A 15,529-nucleotide genomic window follows, 5' to 3' on the forward strand; every position below is an offset into this window, starting at 1 on the left:
TACATCGACCTGAAAGATCGAGTCGATTATGGATTCAGCAAAGCACTTACAGGTCAACGGAGTTCTGCAGCATCCCCAATCAGTCCCCTCTCCCTCTGGGAGAGGGGGCCGACCGAGGTGTCTTGCGGTATACATCGACCTGAAAGATCGAGTCGATTATGGATTCAGCAAAGCACTTACAGGTCGACGGAGTTCTGCAGCATCCCCCAATCAGTCCCCTCTCCCTCTGGGCGGTCCGACGTTTCGGGAGGGCTAGGGTGAGGGGCTTTTGATCTTTAGAGAGCCTTGGTCACCACCGGCGAATTCATCTTCGCCAACCCGAGATTCTTCAGCGCCAGTTGCAGCGAGCTGTGGATAACCTGCGGGTTATCGATCTTCATCAGTTCCGCCAGCATCTCCTGCGCCTTGCTCAGGTTCACCTGGCGCAACATCCACTTCACCTTCGGCAGGTTGGTGGCGTTCATCGACAGGCTGTCGAAACCCATCGCCATCAACAGCACCGCCGCCGCTGGATCCCCGGCCATCTCGCCGCAGATACTCACCGGTTTGCCTTCGGCGTGGGCGTCAGTGACGACGGTTTGCAGGGCTTGCAGCACCGCCGGGTGCAGATAGTCGTAGAGGTCGGCCACTCGCGGGTTGTTGCGGTCTACCGCCAGCAGGTACTGGGTCAGGTCGTTGGAGCCAACGGAGAGGAAGTCGACCATCCGCGCCAGTTCCTTGGTCTGGTACACCGCTGCCGGGATTTCGATCATCACGCCGATCGGCGGCATCGGCACATCGGTGCCTTCGTCGCGCACTTCGCCCCAGGCCCGGTGGATCAGGTGCAGGGCTTCTTCGAGTTCGTGGGTGCCGGAGATCATCGGCAGCAGAATCCGCAGGTTGTTCAGGCCTTCGCTGGCCTTGAGCATCGCGCGGGTCTGCACGAGGAAGATTTCCGGGTGGTCGAGGGTGACGCGGATACCGCGCCAGCCGAGGAACGGGTTGTCTTCCTTGATCGGGAAGTACGACAGCGATTTGTCACCGCCGATGTCGAGGCTGCGCATGGTCACCGGTTGCGGATGGAACGCGGCGAGCTGCTCGCGGTAGATCGCCAGCTGTTCCTTCTCGCTCGGGAAGCGCTGGTTGATCATGAACGGCACTTCGGTGCGGTACAGACCAACCCCTTCGGCGCCACGCTTCTGCGCCCGCGCCACATCGGCGAGCAGGCCGGTATTGACCCACAGTGGCATGCGGTGGCCATCGAGGGTCACGCACGGCAGGTCGCGGAGGGTGTCGAGGCCCAGCGCCAGTTGTTTCTCTTCTTCGACGACTTCGGCGAACTGCTTGCGCAGCACTTCGCTGGGGTTGGTGTAGACCTCGCCACGGGTGCCGTCGACGATCATTTCGATGCCGTCGACCTTGGCGTACGGCAGATCGACCAGGCCCATCACCGTCGGAATGCCCATGGCCCTGGCCAGAATCGCGACGTGAGAGTTACCGGAACCGAGTACCGAGACCAGACCGACCAGCGTGCCTTCCGGCACCTCGCCGAGCATCGCCGGCGTCAGCTCTTCGCTGACCAGAATGGTTTTTTCCGGGTAGACCAGATTCTGCTGACGCTCTTCCTGCAGATAGGCGAGCAGACGGCGGCCAAGGTCTTTGACGTCCGAGGCGCGCTCGCGCAGGTAGGCGTCGTCCATCAGTTCGAAACGGTTGACGTGCTCAGTGACCACCTGACGCAGGGCGCCCTGAGCCCACTGCCCCGTCTTGATCACCGTGGTGATTTCGCTGCCCAGCGAGGCATCGTCGAGCATCATCAGGTAGACGTCGAACAACGCGCGCTCTTCCGGGCGCAACTGGGTCGCCAGTTTGGCGGACAAGGCGCGCATGTCGGCGCGCACGCCTTCGATGGCGGTCTTGAACAGCGCCAGCTCAGCGTTGATGTCGGTGATGGTCTTGTCCGGCACCACGTCCAGGTCCGCCGGCGGCAGCATGACCACGGCGGTACCGACGGCAGCACCCGGCGAACCCGGCACGCCGACGAACTTGGCTTCCTGAATGCCCTTGCCCTGCCGGCCCAGACCACGGATCGAACCGGTGGCCTCGGCGTGGGCGATCACGCCGGCGAGCTGCGCGCTCATGGTCACGAGGAAGGCTTCTTCACCTTCGTCGAACTGGCGGCGTTCTTTCTGCTGGATGACCAACACGCCGACGACGCGGCGGTGGTGAATGATCGGTGCACCGAGGAACGAGGCGTAACGCTCTTCACCGGTTTCGGCGAAGTAGCGATAGCGCGGGTGAACCGAAGCGTTTTCCAGATTCAGGGGTTCTTCACGCGTGCCGACCAGACCGACCAGACCCTCGTTGGGGGCCATGCTGACCTTGCCGATCGAGCGCTTGTTCAAGCCCTCGGTGGCCATCAGGACGAAGCGATTGGTTTCCGGATCAAGCAGGTAGACCGAGCAGACCTGGCTGCCCATGGCCTCTTTGACGCGCAACACAATAATCCCCAACGCCGCCTTGAGATCCTTGGCGGAGTTAACTTCCTGGACGATCTTGCGCAGCGTATTGAGCATGGCTCGGGGTCGAACTCCGTCGTCAGTCGCGCGCTAAAAGGCGCGGGGCAAGCTCTTTGAGAGCGCGTCGATACACCTCGCGCTTGAATGTCACCACCTGGCCCAACGGATACCAATAGCTGACCCAGCGCCAGCCATCGAACTCCGGTTTACCGGTCAGATCCATCCGCACCCGCTGCTCGTTGGAGATCAGGCGCAGGAGAAACCATTTCTGTTTCTGGCCGATGCACAGCGGTTGGCTGTGGGTACGCACCAGGCGTTGCGGCAAACGATAGCGCAACCAGCCTCGGGTACAGGCCAGTATTTCAACATCTTCACGTTCCAGGCCAACTTCTTCGTTCAGCTCGCGGTACAAGGCGTCTTCCGGCGTCTCCTCGGGGTTGATCCCCCCTTGCGGAAACTGCCAGGCGTCCTGATTGATACGGCGAGCCCATAGCACCTGGCCGGCGTCATTCGTCAGAATGATCCCGACATTGGGGCGGAAACCATCGGGGTCGATCACGGCAACAACCTCGCAAACGCATGTCGCCGCATTGTTCCACAAAGCTTGATGAGGCGGCAACGAAGGTTCCTACCTTATGTGCACTCTTGTGAAAAGACCGTATTCTTGTCGCCTTTTTACTGACTTTTCAGCGGGTAACTGCAATGCGCCTGGCTTTATTCGATTTGGACAACACCCTTCTGGGCGGCGACAGCGATCACGCCTGGGGCGATTATCTGTGCGAGCGCGGCTTCCTCGACCCGATCGCCTACAAGGCGCGCAACGACGAGTTCTATCAGGATTACCTGGCCGGCAAGCTCGACAACGCCGCCTACCTGAACTTCTGCCTGGAAATTCTCGGCCGCACCGAAATGGCCGTACTCGACGCCTGGCACAGCGATTACATGCGCGACTGCATCGAGCCGATCGTGCTGCCCAAGGCACTGGAGCTGCTGAAGAAGCACCGCGATGCCGGCGACAAACTGGTGATCATCACCGCCACCAACCGTTTCGTCACCGCGCCGATCGCTGTGCGCCTGGGCGTGGAAACCCTGATTGCCACCGAATGCGAAATGGTCGACGGCCGCTACAGCGGGCGCAGCACCGACATTCCATGCTTCCGTGAAGGCAAGGTCACGCGCCTCAATCGTTGGCTGGAAGAGACCGGGCATTCGCTTGAGGACAGCTATTTCTATAGCGATTCAATGAATGATCTGCCGCTGCTGGAGCAGGTGGCGAATCCGGTGGCGGTGGACCCGGATCCGAATCTGCGGGCCGAAGCCGAGAAGCGTGGCTGGCCGGTGATCAGTCTGCGCGGCTGACTCCGCCTTCGCGAGCAAGCTCGCTCCCACAGGGAATTTGTGAACGACACAGATCCAATGTGGGAGCGAGCTTGCTCGCGAATGGGATCGACTCGGTCTCAAGCCTTAAACCGGCTTGGCCCCCATCAACGCCGCTATGGCGACAAACCCGACGCCGCTGACAATCGCCAGCGCCAGATTGAATGTGCGGTTGCCCACCCCGCTTGTCCACAGCCGATCCAGCCGGACCAGCAGCCAGACCGCGCTGAGCGTGGCCACGGCGTAGATCACGCTGGACCCCAGAATCCACAATTGGCCCAATGGCCAGCCCACCAGGTGCACCAGCCACCAGCCGGTGAAAGGCATGCTGAGCATGCCGATCAGCATCAGACACCAGATGAACAGCCACGGACGGCGCATCGTACTGGCCGGGCCTTCGCTGCGATTACGCCAGGTCAGGGCGGCGAGCCCCAGCCCGCTCGCGAGGATGACCACGGTCGCCGCGACGTGGAGGACTTTCAGGGTGGTCAGGGTTTCCATGTCGTTCTCATCCGTAGATCCATGCCCATCAGCGTAGCCGCTCAGCCAAGAAACAGCTGATAGGCCGGGTTGTCGCTTTCATCCCAATACGGGTAGCCGATTTCCGCCAGTGCCGCCGGCACCAGATGACGTTCGTCATGGGGCACTTGCAGTCCGGCGACCACGCGGCCGTCCGCTGCGCCGTGGTTGCGGTAGTGAAACATCGAGATATTCCAGCGCCCGCCGAGCTTGTTGAGGAAGTTGAACAACGCGCCCGGGCGCTCCGGGAATTCGAAGCGCAGCACCACTTCATCGACCACCTGCGCCGCACGGCCGCCGACCATGTGGCGGATGTGCAGCTTGGCCAGTTCGTTGTCGGTCAGGTCGATAACCGGAAAACCCTGCTCGGTCAGGCTCGCCAGCAAGGCGCTGCGCGGATCGTTGTCCGGGTGAGTCTGCACGCCAACGAAGATGTGCGCTTCGCTGCCGGTGTTGTAGCGGTAATTGAATTCGGTGATCTGGCGCTTGCCGATGGCTTCGCAGAACGCCTTGAAGCTGCCGGCCTTTTCCGGGATGGTCACGGCGATGATCGCCTCGCGACCTTCGCCCAGTTCGGCGCGTTCGGCGACGTGGCGCAGGCGGTCGAAGTTGACGTTGGCGCCTGAGTCGATGGCGACGAAAGTCTGGCCGCTGACGCCACGCTGCTCGACGTACTTCTTGATCCCGGCCACGCCCAGCGCCCCAGCAGGCTCGGTGATCGAGCGGGTATCGTCGTAGATATCCTTGATTGCTGCGCAGATCTCGTCGGTGCTGACAGTAATCACTTCATCGACGTAATCCTTGCAGATCTCAAAGGTGTACTGGCCGATCTGCGCCACCGCCACGCCGTCGGCGAAGATGCCCACGGTCGGCAGAACCACGCGCTCGCCCGCTGCCATCGCTGCTTGCAGGCAATTGGAATCGTCCGGTTCGACGCCGATCACTTTTATGTCCGGGCGCAGATACTTCACGTAAGCCGCGATACCGGCGATCAGGCCGCCGCCGCCGACCGGGACGAAAATCGCATCCAGCGGCTGCGGGTGCTGACGCAGGATTTCCATCGCCACGGTGCCCTGCCCGGCAATGGTGTGCGGATCGTCGTACGGGTGGATGTAGACGTAGCCTTTTTCATCGACCAGTTTCAGCGAGTAGGCCAGCGCTTCCGGAAACGAGTCACCGTGCAGCACCACTTTGCCGCCGCGCGAACGCACGCCTTCCACTTTGATTTCCGGGGTGGTCTTGGGCATGACGATGGTGGCTTTGACGCCCAACACTTTCGCCGCCAGAGCCAGACCCTGCGCATGATTGCCCGCCGAGGCGGTGACCACGCCGCGGGCGCGCTCTTCGTCGCTCAGTTGCGTCAGCTTGTTGTAGGCGCCGCGAATCTTGAACGAGAACACCGGCTGCAAGTCTTCGCGCTTGAGCCAGATGTCATTGCCCAGCCGCTCGGAGAGCTGGCGGGCGTTCTGCAGCGGGGTTTCTACGGCAACGTCATAAACGCGCGAGGTGAGGATCTTTTTGACGTACTGTTCGAGCATCGGAAAGCATCACTGGCGATTGGGCGGGACCAGCGAGTCTAACCCGCCTTTTGCCGAGGCGACCACACTAAACAGGTGGTTTTAGGGTCTGGAAACCCATTCTTGAGTGAGCACCGTTGTGGCGAGGGGATTTATCCCCGCTGGAGTGCGAAGCGCTCCCCTGCATTTTTTCAGTTACACCGCGTTCCAGGGTCTTACGACGACTGCGTCGCCGAACGGGGATAAATCCCCTCACCACAGCTTGTTTCCCCCCGTACCACCGCGAGGCCTATAATGCCGGCCTTTCTGCCCAACCCTTGCCCGCTTCCGGAGCCCGCATGACCCAGGATCAACTCAAACAGGCCGTGGCCCAGGCCGCTGTCGACTTCATCCTGCCGAAACTCGACGACAAGAGCATCGTCGGCGTCGGCACCGGCTCCACCGCCAACTGCTTCATCGATGCACTGGCCCAGCACAAGGGCGCGTTCGATGGCGCGGTCGCCAGCTCCGAAGCCACCGCCGCACGCCTCAAGGGCCATGGGATTCCGGTGTATGAGCTGAACACCGTCAGCGATCTGGAGTTCTACGTCGACGGCGCCGATGAAAGCGATGCGCACCTGAACCTGATCAAGGGCGGCGGCGCCGCCCTGACCCGCGAGAAGATTGTCGCCGCCGTGGCCAAGACCTTCATCTGCATCGCCGACGCCAGCAAACTGGTGCCGGTGCTCGGCGAGTTCCCGCTGCCGGTGGAAGTGATCCCGATGGCCCGCAGCCACGTTGCCCGCCAACTGGTCAAACTCGGTGGCGACCCGGTCTACCGCGAAGGCGTATTGACCGACAACGGCAACATCATCCTCGACGTGTTCAACCTGCAGATCACCAACCCGGTGGAGCTGGAAGCGCAGATCAATGCCATCGTCGGCGTGGTCACCAACGGCCTGTTCGCCGCGCGCCCGGCGGATCTGTTGTTGCTGGGCACCAGTGAAGGCGTGAAAACCCTGAAGGCTGAGTAACAGACTGCCCGAATCATGGGCAGACAAATAAACCTGTGGGAGCGAGCCTGCTCGCGAATGCGCCTGTTCAGCCAACATCTTCATTGACTGGCCAACCGCATTCGCGAGCAGGCTCGCTCCCACAGTGTTTTGTGGTGTTGGTCAGTTTTGTGTGGGCTTCTTGAAGACGTAGAACAGATTCGGCTCGCTCACCAGGTACAACGTGCCGTCATCATCCATCGCAATTCCCTCCGCCTGCGGCACGGTTTTCTGCAAACCCTGACGCCCGCCGCTGATCGACATGGTGCTCAAGGGGCGCCCGTCGACATCCAGCTCGATAATCAACCGCGACTCGTCCGACAGTGCCAGCAAGTGCCCGCTGCGCTCGTCGTACTGCAGACTCGACAGATCACGCACGAACATCCCGGCATCGCGCTTGGGGTTGTTGATCACGTGCACCGCGTAGGTCTTGTCCGGTTTGAAGTGCGGAAAACCGTGGACCTCGTAGATCAGCATCGGGTCGCGTTCTTTTGCCACGAACAGCCGCTTGCCCACTGAATCGTAAGCCAGCCCTTCGAAACCCTTGTTGCCGGACATGTGCACGCCGAGGGTCATTTGCTCGGCATCTTCGGCATCGAGAAAAGTGGTGTCGGCTTCGAGGTGGATCTTGATCAGCCGTTGCTGGCGCTCGTCGGTGATCACGTAGGTGTCGGCGCTGATGTACTCGACGGCTTCCGGATCGCCAAACCCCACCAGAGCGATGCGCCGCAGAATCTTGCCTTCCAGGGACAATTCGACCAGTTCGGAATTCTTGTTGGTCACGGTGAACAGGCTTTTACGCACCGGATCGTAGGTCAGCGCCGAGACGTCATCGTCGAGCCCGTCGATCGGCCGCGCTTCGATGGTCACCCGATATTGATCCAGGCCGATCGCCTCGCTGCTCACCGGTTGCCACAGCGTGTGCAGGTTGAACCAGGCGCGCTCGAACAGGCGCAGGTATTGGCCGATCGCGATCAACGCGATCAGGACAATCATCAACAGGACGAGGATCAGCGGTTTGGGGCGGGCAAGTCGACGCATTCAGGCAGGCTCGGATTCATGACAGGCCGATGAAATATCACGCCCGTCTGAATTGAAGCTTAATGGCCACTTGCCCGCCACGACAACCGCACAATTACGCGATTGTCGTAGGGAAAATTACCGGTGTTTTTCGAATCGGTAGAACAGGTTCGGTTCGCTGACCATGTACAGCGTGCCTTCCTCATCCATGGTCATGCCTTCGGCGCGGGGGATGGTGTCTTTCAGACCGTTGAAATTGCCGAGCAATGTCATGAAGCTGACTTGCTTGCCGGCTTCGTCCAGTTCCAGCAACAGGTGCGAATCGGCGGACAACACCAGCAGATGGCCAGTGCGCGGATCGACAGCCAGCGCCGACAGGTTGCGCAGATCCAGCTGATCGCTGGCCAGTTTCTGCTTGTCGCCCTGCAGGGTCTGGCCGCCATCGCTTTTCCAGGTGAACAGCGCCGGGGGGCGTTCCTCCCCCAGAATAAGTCGCTGATTGCGCGGATCCCACGTGATGGCCTCAAAAGCCTTGTTCTGATCTTTCGACGGCCCGAGGTCGTATTTGGGGAAATCGGCGATGTTCAGCTCACGAGTCGCGGCATCGACCTTGACGATCGACAGCGTATGCTCACGCTCATCGACAATGGCCAGCAAACCGTTTTCCATGACCGTCAAGCCTTCCGGATTACTCCAGCCCACCAACGGCATCTTGCGCAACACGTCGCCCTGAAGCGTCAGCTCGACCAGAAAGGCATTCTTGCCCATCACCGCAAACAGGGTCCTGGTCTGCGGGTTGTAGGCCAGATCCGAAGCTTCGTCCTTCTCCATGCCCGGCAGCGGCTTGGCATCGATCACCACCTGATAGTCCGGCAGCCACACGCTCTCCTTCTGCTCGGCCTTGCTCTCGAAGCGCTCCAGCACCCACAGCACGCCGCGATCATCCCAATGCATGGCGAACGCCAGCCCATAGGCTGCGGCGATGACCAGCAACAGCCAGACATACCAGCGCAGGACGAAGCGCGAACGGAAGGGGGATTTCTGCTGAGTTGAAGATGCCATCAAGGGATGCGTTCCGTTAATTCAGGCCAAGGGTAATAGCACAAAGGGGCCGGCTGAGACGCCAGAATCGCGGGAATTATCCAGAGAGGATGTAAAAAAAACGGCAAATGGCGGGATTGCCGTGTGCATTTGCCAGCAGCAACACATTACAGATATGGAATGGCCCTTGTGGCGAGGGGATTCATCCCCGTTGGACTGCGCAGCAGGCCCCTCTTTAAGATCAAGAGGGGCCCGCTTCGCGCGCCAACGGGGCGGTGCGACGCTTCGCTAAACCCCCTCACCACAAAGCTCACCCCCTACAAGGGGTTCTGCGGTTAGCGCACGCTGCTGCTGAAGCTGCTCGCACCCGGCAGTTCGAGGACGATTTCATCGCCGACGTTCAGCGGGCCGACGCCCACTGGCGTGCCCGTGAGGATCACGTCGCCGGCCTGCAACGAGAAGCAGCCGGCCATATGCTGGATCATCGGCACGATCGGGTTGAGCATCGCGCTGCTGTTGCCGTCCTGGCGCACTTCGCCGTTGATGGTCAGGCGGATGCCGATGTCGGTCAGGTCAGCGAAGGTGCTGCCGACCACGAACGGCGCGATCACCGCCGCGCCGTCGAACGACTTGGCGATTTCCCACGGCAGGCCCTTGGCTTTCAGCTCGGCCTGCTTGTCGCGCAGGGTCAGGTCCAGCGCCGGAGCGAAGCCGGAGATCGCATCGAGGACTTCTTCACGGCTCGGCTTGGTTGACAACGGCTTGCCGATCAACACGGCGATTTCCGCTTCGTAGTGCACCGAACCGCGCTCGGTCGGAATGCTGAACCCGCCTTCCAGCGGCACCACGCAACTGCCCGGTTTGATGAACAGCAGCGGCTCGGTCGGCACCGGATTGTCCAGTTCCTTGGCGTGCTCGGCGTAATTGCGGCCAATGCACACTACTTTCCCGATCGGGAAGTGAATGCGCGTGCCGTCGACGTACTGGTGCTGATAGCTCATTTACCGACTCCTGCCTTTATTGATTCAACAGAGATTACCGATCAAACCGGGAAAATCTTGCCCGGGTTCATGATGCCGTTCGGGTCGAACACTGCCTTGACCGCTTTCATGTACTCGATCTCGGCCGGCGAGCGGCTGTAGGTCAGGTAATCACGCTTGGTCATACCGACGCCGTGCTCGGCCGAGATCGAGCCGTTGTACTTCTCGACGGTTTCGAACACCCACTTGTTGACGGTGGCGCACTTGGCGAAGAACTCGTCCTTGCTCAGGTTTTCCGGTTTGAGGATGTTCAGGTGCAGATTGCCGTCGCCGATGTGGCCGAACCAGACGATTTCGAAATCCGGGTAGTGCTCGCCAACGATCGCGTCGATTTCGCGCAGGAACGCCGGCACTTTCGAGACGGTAACCGAGATGTCGTTCTTGTACGGCGTCCAGTGGGAGATGGTTTCGGAGATGTACTCGCGCAGCTTCCACAGATTGTGCAGCTGGGTTTCGCTCTGGCTCATCACGCCGTCGAGCACCCAGCCCTGTTCTACGCAGTGTTCGAAGGTCTCCAGCGCGCTGTTGGCCACTTCTTCGGTGGTCGCTTCGAATTCCAGCAGGGCGTAGAACGGGCACTCGGTCTCGAATGGCGCCGGCACGTCACCACGGCCCATGACCTTGGCCAAGGCCTTGTCGGAGAAGAATTCGAACGCCGTCAGGTCGAGTTTGCCTTGGAAGGCGTGCAGCACCGGCATGATCGAATCGAAATCGGCGGTGCCGAGGACCATGGCGGTGAGGTTTTTCGGCGCGCGATCGAGGCGCATGGTCGCTTCGACAACGAAACCGAGGGTGCCTTCGGCACCGATGAACAGCTGACGCAGGTCGTAACCGGTGGCGTTCTTGATCAGGTCCTTGTTCAGTTCCAGCACGTCGCCCTTGCCGGTGACGACTTTCATGCCGGCCACCCAGTTGCGGGTCATGCCATAGCGAATCACTTTGATCCCGCCGGCGTTGGTGCCGATATTGCCGCCAATCTGGCTGGAACCCGCCGAGGCGAAGTCGACCGGATAGTACAGGCCGTTTTCCTCGGCGACGTTCTGCAGATGCTCAGTGACCACACCCGGCTGGCACACGGCGGTGCGATCGGTGAGGTTGACGTCGAGAATCTGGTTCATGTAATCGAACGAAACCACCACTTCGCCATTGGCCGCCACTGCTGCGGCGGACAGCCCGGTGCGCCCGCCGGATGGCACCAGCGCAATTTTGTGGGAATTGGCCCAACGCACCACGGCCTGCACTTGCTCGATGGTCTTGGGAAACACGATGGCGCTCGGCGCCGGCGCGAAATGCTTGGTCCAATCCTTGCCGTAAGTGTTCAGGGAGTCGGCGTCAGTGAGGACTTTGCCAGGCTCAACCAGGGTCTTCAGTTCATCAATCAGCGCAGGATTGGTCATCGACAGAACTCTCGAACAATTCATGGTCATCCTGAGAACGCTTCACGTCGCAGGAATGAGTGTTTAGCGGGGTGGCTATGCTAGCATACCGACCCCGCAGGACAGTGCCCAAGGCCAGATCCGCGGTGACGGCTTTGTTGCCGTGCGGGTCAGCTCCAGGCTGCTCCCTCCCTGCCATTTTTCTCCGGGATACAGGTTTACGCAGATGAGCAAGACTTCTCTCGATAAGAGCAAGATCAAGTTCCTTCTTCTCGAAGGCGTCCACCAATCGGCTGTCGACGTCCTCAAGGCGGCGGGCTACACCAGCATCGAATACCTGACTGGTTCCTTGCCGGAAGCCCAGCTCAAGGAAAAGATCGCTGACGCTCACTTCATCGGCATCCGCTCGCGCACGCAACTGACCGAAGAGATCTTCGATCACGCGAAGAAACTGGTCGCGGTCGGCTGTTTCTGCATCGGCACCAACCAGGTTGACCTCAGTGCGGCCCGCGAGCGCGGTATTGCCGTGTTCAACGCGCCGTACTCCAACACCCGTTCCGTAGCCGAGCTGGTACTGGCCGAAGCGATCCTGCTGCTGCGCGGCATCCCTGAGAAGAATGCATCCTGCCACCGTGGCGGCTGGATCAAGTCCGCCGCCAACTCGTTCGAGATCCGTGGCAAGAAGCTGGGCATCGTCGGCTACGGCTCGATCGGCACGCAGTTGTCGGTGCTGGCTGAAGGCCTGGGCATGCAGGTGTTCTTCTATGACACCGTGACCAAGCTGCCACTGGGCAACGCTACGCAGGTCAACAACCTGCACGAGCTGCTGGGCATGTCCGACATCGTCACCCTGCACGTCCCGGAAACCGCCGCCACTCAGTGGATGATCGGCGAGAAGGAAATCCGCGCCATCAAAAAGGGCGGCATCCTGATCAACGCCGCGCGCGGCACCGTGGTCGAGCTCGACGCCCTGGCGGACGCGATCAAGGACAAGCACCTGATCGGCGCGGCCATCGACGTGTTCCCGGTGGAACCACGCTCTAACGACGAAGAGTTCGAAAGCCCGCTGCGTGGCCTCGACAACGTGATCCTGACCCCGCACATCGGCGGCTCGACCGCCGAAGCGCAAGCCAACATCGGTCTGGAAGTGGCGGAAAAACTGGTCAAGTACAGCGACAACGGTACTTCGGTGTCGTCGGTCAACTTCCCGGAAGTGGCCCTGCCGGCTCACCCTGGCAAGCACCGCCTGCTGCACATCCACGAGAACATCCCGGGTGTGATGAGCGAGATCAACAAGGTTTTCGCCGAAAACGGCATCAACATCTCCGGTCAGTTCCTGCAGACCAACGAGAAAGTCGGTTACGTGGTGATCGACGTCGACGCCGAATACTCGGAGCTGGCGCAAGAGAAACTGCAACACGTCAACGGCACTATCCGTAGCCGTGTTCTCTTCTGAAGAAGCAGCGGCAAGCTTCAAGCTACTAGCGGCAAGTGAACAGCGCTTTTGCTTTACCTTGCCGCTTGCAGCCAGCCACTTGAAGCTGAATTAAAAAAGGGAGCCCCGCAGGGCTCCCTTTTTTTATTTCACGTTGACCGTGATTTTTTCCGAAACGATCGATGGGTCGAACGGCATGTGGCCGCTGTCGCCGAGGATCAATTGCAAGGTGTGCTTGCCCGGGGCCAGTTTGATCGTGGCTTCGGTCTGCGCCTTGCCGAAATGCATGTGATGGGCGTCAGTCGGGATCGGCGCGCCTTCGGCCGGCAGGTCGTCGACGTCGATCAGCAGGTGATGGTGGCCGGTGTTCTTGGTGGTGTCACCCGCCGGGGCCAGCGCGATGTTCTTGACGCCGAACTTGACCTTGAATTCCTGCGAGACGGTAGCGCCGTCCTCGGGAGAAACGATGAACACTTCAGCATCCTTCGGCGCCGGTGTCGCCGCACTGGCCAGCACCGAAACACCCATCAGCACACCGGCCAACGCTGCACGTGACAAAAAGCTTTTCATTTTCTTCTCCAGTTTTTCCGTAAAATCCGCACGGTCATGACAACTTCATGACCATTCGTTGTCGAAGGCACTCGACAACCATAGCAAAGCGAGCCTGAATCAGAGCGTCGCGATAATGATTTCAAAGGAGTGACCATGCGCCTGCTGCCTGGCCTGATCTGCCTGCTACCCCTTCTGAGCCCGCTGGCTCACGCCGAACTGATTGATGACGTCAACGACCGTGGCGAGCTGCGCATAGCCCTTGAGGCTAATACACCGCCCTTCAATTACAAGGAAGGCGACACCCTCACGGGGTTCGAGGTCGAGCTTGGGCAACTTCTGGCCCAGGAGCTGGATGTACGCGCCGACTTCATCGTCACCGACGAGGGCGACCTGCTCCAGGGCGTTGAAAGCGGCAAGTACGACGTCGCGCTCAACCACATAGCACTGACACCCGAACTCAAGGATCGTTTCGACTTCAGCGAGCCGTACGGCGAGGTTGATGGGCAATTGTTGGCGAAGAAGGACGAGACGCCGCGGCCGATGGTGCTGGTGCAGGCGTTGACCGAAGCGAAGCCGAAAGCGGCAGCGCCGGTGGAATTGGCGATACCGTTTCAGAAGGGTAATCCGGCGTTTCAGGCCAGCCTCAAGAGCGCGCTGGAACGGATCAAGGCGGATGGGCGGTTGGCGGCGTTGTCCGAGAAGTGGTTGAAACCGTAAGAGTCCCTCACCCTAACCCTCTCCCGGAGGGAGAGGGAACTGATCCGGGGATGCTTTAGAGGTACGCCGACTTGGGATTGCTATACCGAATCCGAAATCGACTGATCATGGCTTTGTCGAATCCCTGGTCGCCAAGGTCTTTCAGGTCGATGGACAGCGCCAGACACCTCGGTCGGCCCCCTCTCCCCCCGGGAGAGGGCTGGGGTGAGGGCAACGATGGCGGATCAGTCCAAAGCCGCCAGAGTCACCGCCGCCTCAGCCAGCTCAAGCTCACTGAACACCCGAACCCCATGACGCTTGAGCAACGCCGCCGTCACCCCCTCGCCACTGACTCTGACCCCTCTGAAGGTGCCGTCATACGTCAGCAGATTCCCGCAAGAAGGACTGTTGGCCTTGAGCACCGCCACCCGAATGCCGTGCTTTTGCACCAGTTCCAGCGCTCGCCGCGCCCCCTCGAGAAACTGCGCGCTGACATCCTCGCCATCGGTAGTGATCACAGCAGCAGTGCCATCCAGCACCTCACCGCCCTGCCCGCCGGGAATCTCCGCCGCCGCCCGCGGCGTCGGCAATCCACCGGCCACCTCCGGACACAACGGCACTACCCGCCCTTCTTCGATCCATTGCTCAAGCAGATCAAACGGCCCGCTCGCACCACCGTCATAACGCACGCGATGGCCCAACAGGCAGCGACTGACCAGGATCTTTTCCATGTTCAGAACGGCTCGTTGCCACGGCGACGAAACCAGCCAGTCAGCGACAGGCGCTCGCGATGGGCCGGCAACACTTCGTGGGGCACTTCGCCGGAGAGAAACACCACCAGACACCCGCCGGTCGGCTGTACGTCATGCACGCGCTCATCGCCCAGGTACATGCGCAACTGGCCACCGTCCTCCGGCAACCAGGCCTCGTTGAGGTAAATGACGGCCGAGACCATGCGCCGGTCATCATCGCGAAAGCGATCAACGTGCTTGAGGTAAAACGCGCCGGGCGGGTACAGGGCGAAATGGCATTCGAAATCCTCAAGCCCCAGAAACAAGCCGCGATTAAGTGCCTCGCGCAGACTGTCCATCAGGCTCAGGTAACGGTCAGTGGCGTCGGCCTGACCCGGGTCGATCCACTGAATGTGATCGCCGCGAATACCTTCACGAATCTCCGAAAACGGCCCGCGTCCGACCGCCGCCGGCGCCAGCTCACCTTCGGCTTCACGTTTACGGCACTCGGCCGCCAGCGCACGGGTCAGATCGGCGGGCAGGAAGATGTTCTGCTGCGACCAGCCGTGTTCGGCCAGGTCGTCGACAATGCGTAACAGCAGCGGGTGTTCAGAGGATATCGGCATGGCGCGCATAGTATGCCGACGGCAACAAATCCGACAGAGCCACGCAGCGCCTTGCTACGAATTCTCGACA

15 protein-coding genes are annotated in these 15,529 nt (G+C 60.7%); 4 read left to right on the plus strand and 11 right to left on the minus strand.

Features of this window, described 5'->3' with window-relative positions; translation table 11 throughout:
- Positions 1–275: 275 nt before the first annotated feature.
- Both ptsP and D8U82_RS00835 read right to left on the minus strand, forming a co-directional pair.
- Positions 276–2,555 (minus strand): phosphoenolpyruvate--protein phosphotransferase, encoded by a 2,280-nt coding sequence (gene ptsP, locus D8U82_RS00830; protein ID WP_024014698.1) that lies wholly within the window; start codon positions 2,553–2,555, stop codon positions 276–278.
- A 22-nt stretch (positions 2,556–2,577) separates the two neighbouring features.
- Positions 2,578–3,057: an RNA pyrophosphohydrolase gene (locus D8U82_RS00835; protein WP_003229203.1), complete on the minus strand. Its 480-nt coding sequence runs from the start codon at positions 3,055–3,057 to the stop codon at positions 2,578–2,580.
- A gap of 143 nt (positions 3,058–3,200) precedes the next feature.
- Here D8U82_RS00835 and D8U82_RS00840 point away from each other — a divergent pair, with 143 nt between their 5' ends.
- Positions 3,201–3,857, plus strand: coding sequence for an HAD family hydrolase (locus D8U82_RS00840; protein WP_073471005.1), 657 nt, complete (start codon positions 3,201–3,203; stop codon positions 3,855–3,857).
- Between the two features lie 105 nt (positions 3,858–3,962).
- Here the strand turns inward: D8U82_RS00840 and D8U82_RS00850 are convergent, their stop codons facing one another.
- Entirely contained in the window at positions 3,963–4,376 is a 414-nt protein-coding gene (locus D8U82_RS00850) for a DUF2269 family protein (RefSeq protein ID WP_024014701.1), read from the minus strand.
- A 41-nt stretch (positions 4,377–4,417) separates the two neighbouring features.
- Entirely contained in the window at positions 4,418–5,932 is a 1,515-nt protein-coding gene (gene ilvA, locus D8U82_RS00855; RefSeq protein ID WP_071172186.1) for a threonine ammonia-lyase, biosynthetic, read from the minus strand.
- A 317-nt stretch (positions 5,933–6,249) separates the two neighbouring features.
- Here ilvA and rpiA point away from each other — a divergent pair, with 317 nt between their 5' ends.
- Positions 6,250–6,924, plus strand: a complete 675-nt coding sequence (rpiA, locus tag D8U82_RS00860) for a ribose-5-phosphate isomerase RpiA (RefSeq protein ID WP_007913886.1) — start codon at positions 6,250–6,252, stop codon at positions 6,922–6,924.
- 141 nt (positions 6,925–7,065) lie between these two features.
- On the opposite strand, the gene D8U82_RS00870 is transcribed toward rpiA, so the two are convergent.
- From D8U82_RS00870 to D8U82_RS00885, 4 genes are all read right to left on the minus strand, one after another.
- Positions 7,066–7,983, minus strand: a complete 918-nt coding sequence (locus tag D8U82_RS00870) for an SdiA-regulated domain-containing protein (RefSeq protein WP_130889107.1) — start codon at positions 7,981–7,983, stop codon at positions 7,066–7,068.
- A 117-nt stretch (positions 7,984–8,100) separates the two neighbouring features.
- Positions 8,101–9,024: an SdiA-regulated domain-containing protein gene (locus tag D8U82_RS00875; protein WP_130889106.1), complete on the minus strand. Its 924-nt coding sequence runs from the start codon at positions 9,022–9,024 to the stop codon at positions 8,101–8,103.
- A 314-nt stretch (positions 9,025–9,338) separates the two neighbouring features.
- The gene (locus tag D8U82_RS00880) at positions 9,339–10,004 is read right to left on the minus strand and encodes a fumarylacetoacetate hydrolase family protein (protein WP_024014705.1); all 666 of its coding nucleotides are present in this window, start codon (positions 10,002–10,004) and stop codon (positions 9,339–9,341) included.
- A 41-nt stretch (positions 10,005–10,045) separates the two neighbouring features.
- A complete protein-coding gene (locus D8U82_RS00885; protein ID WP_125925410.1) occupies positions 10,046–11,440 on the minus strand; it encodes an FAD-binding oxidoreductase in 1,395 nt (464 codons plus the stop codon).
- 205 nt (positions 11,441–11,645) lie between these two features.
- Between D8U82_RS00885 and serA the strand changes: the two genes are divergently transcribed.
- Positions 11,646–12,875, plus strand: a complete 1,230-nt coding sequence (serA, locus tag D8U82_RS00895; protein WP_024014707.1) for a phosphoglycerate dehydrogenase — start codon at positions 11,646–11,648, stop codon at positions 12,873–12,875.
- A 123-nt stretch (positions 12,876–12,998) separates the two neighbouring features.
- On the opposite strand, the gene D8U82_RS00900 is transcribed toward serA, so the two are convergent.
- On the minus strand, positions 12,999–13,424 hold the full coding sequence (locus tag D8U82_RS00900; RefSeq protein ID WP_024014708.1) for a DUF4399 domain-containing protein: 426 nt from the start codon (positions 13,422–13,424) through the stop codon (positions 12,999–13,001).
- Between the two features lie 135 nt (positions 13,425–13,559).
- Between D8U82_RS00900 and D8U82_RS00905 the strand changes: the two genes are divergently transcribed.
- Positions 13,560–14,123: a transporter substrate-binding domain-containing protein gene (locus D8U82_RS00905; RefSeq protein WP_125925409.1), complete on the plus strand. Its 564-nt coding sequence runs from the start codon at positions 13,560–13,562 to the stop codon at positions 14,121–14,123.
- 224 nt (positions 14,124–14,347) lie between these two features.
- Here D8U82_RS00905 and D8U82_RS00910 read toward each other — a convergent pair whose 3' ends face one another.
- Entirely contained in the window at positions 14,348–14,833 is a 486-nt protein-coding gene (locus D8U82_RS00910) for a DUF523 domain-containing protein (RefSeq protein ID WP_130889105.1), read from the minus strand.
- Between the two features lie 2 nt (positions 14,834–14,835).
- Entirely contained in the window at positions 14,836–15,468 is a 633-nt protein-coding gene (locus D8U82_RS00915; protein WP_130889104.1) for a 2OG-Fe(II) oxygenase, read from the minus strand.
- Positions 15,469–15,529: the final 61 nt, after the last annotated feature.

This window comes from Pseudomonas sp. Sample_23, assembly GCF_004307595.1.
In the GTDB taxonomy this organism is placed as follows: domain Bacteria; phylum Pseudomonadota; class Gammaproteobacteria; order Pseudomonadales; family Pseudomonadaceae; genus Aquipseudomonas; species Aquipseudomonas atacamensis.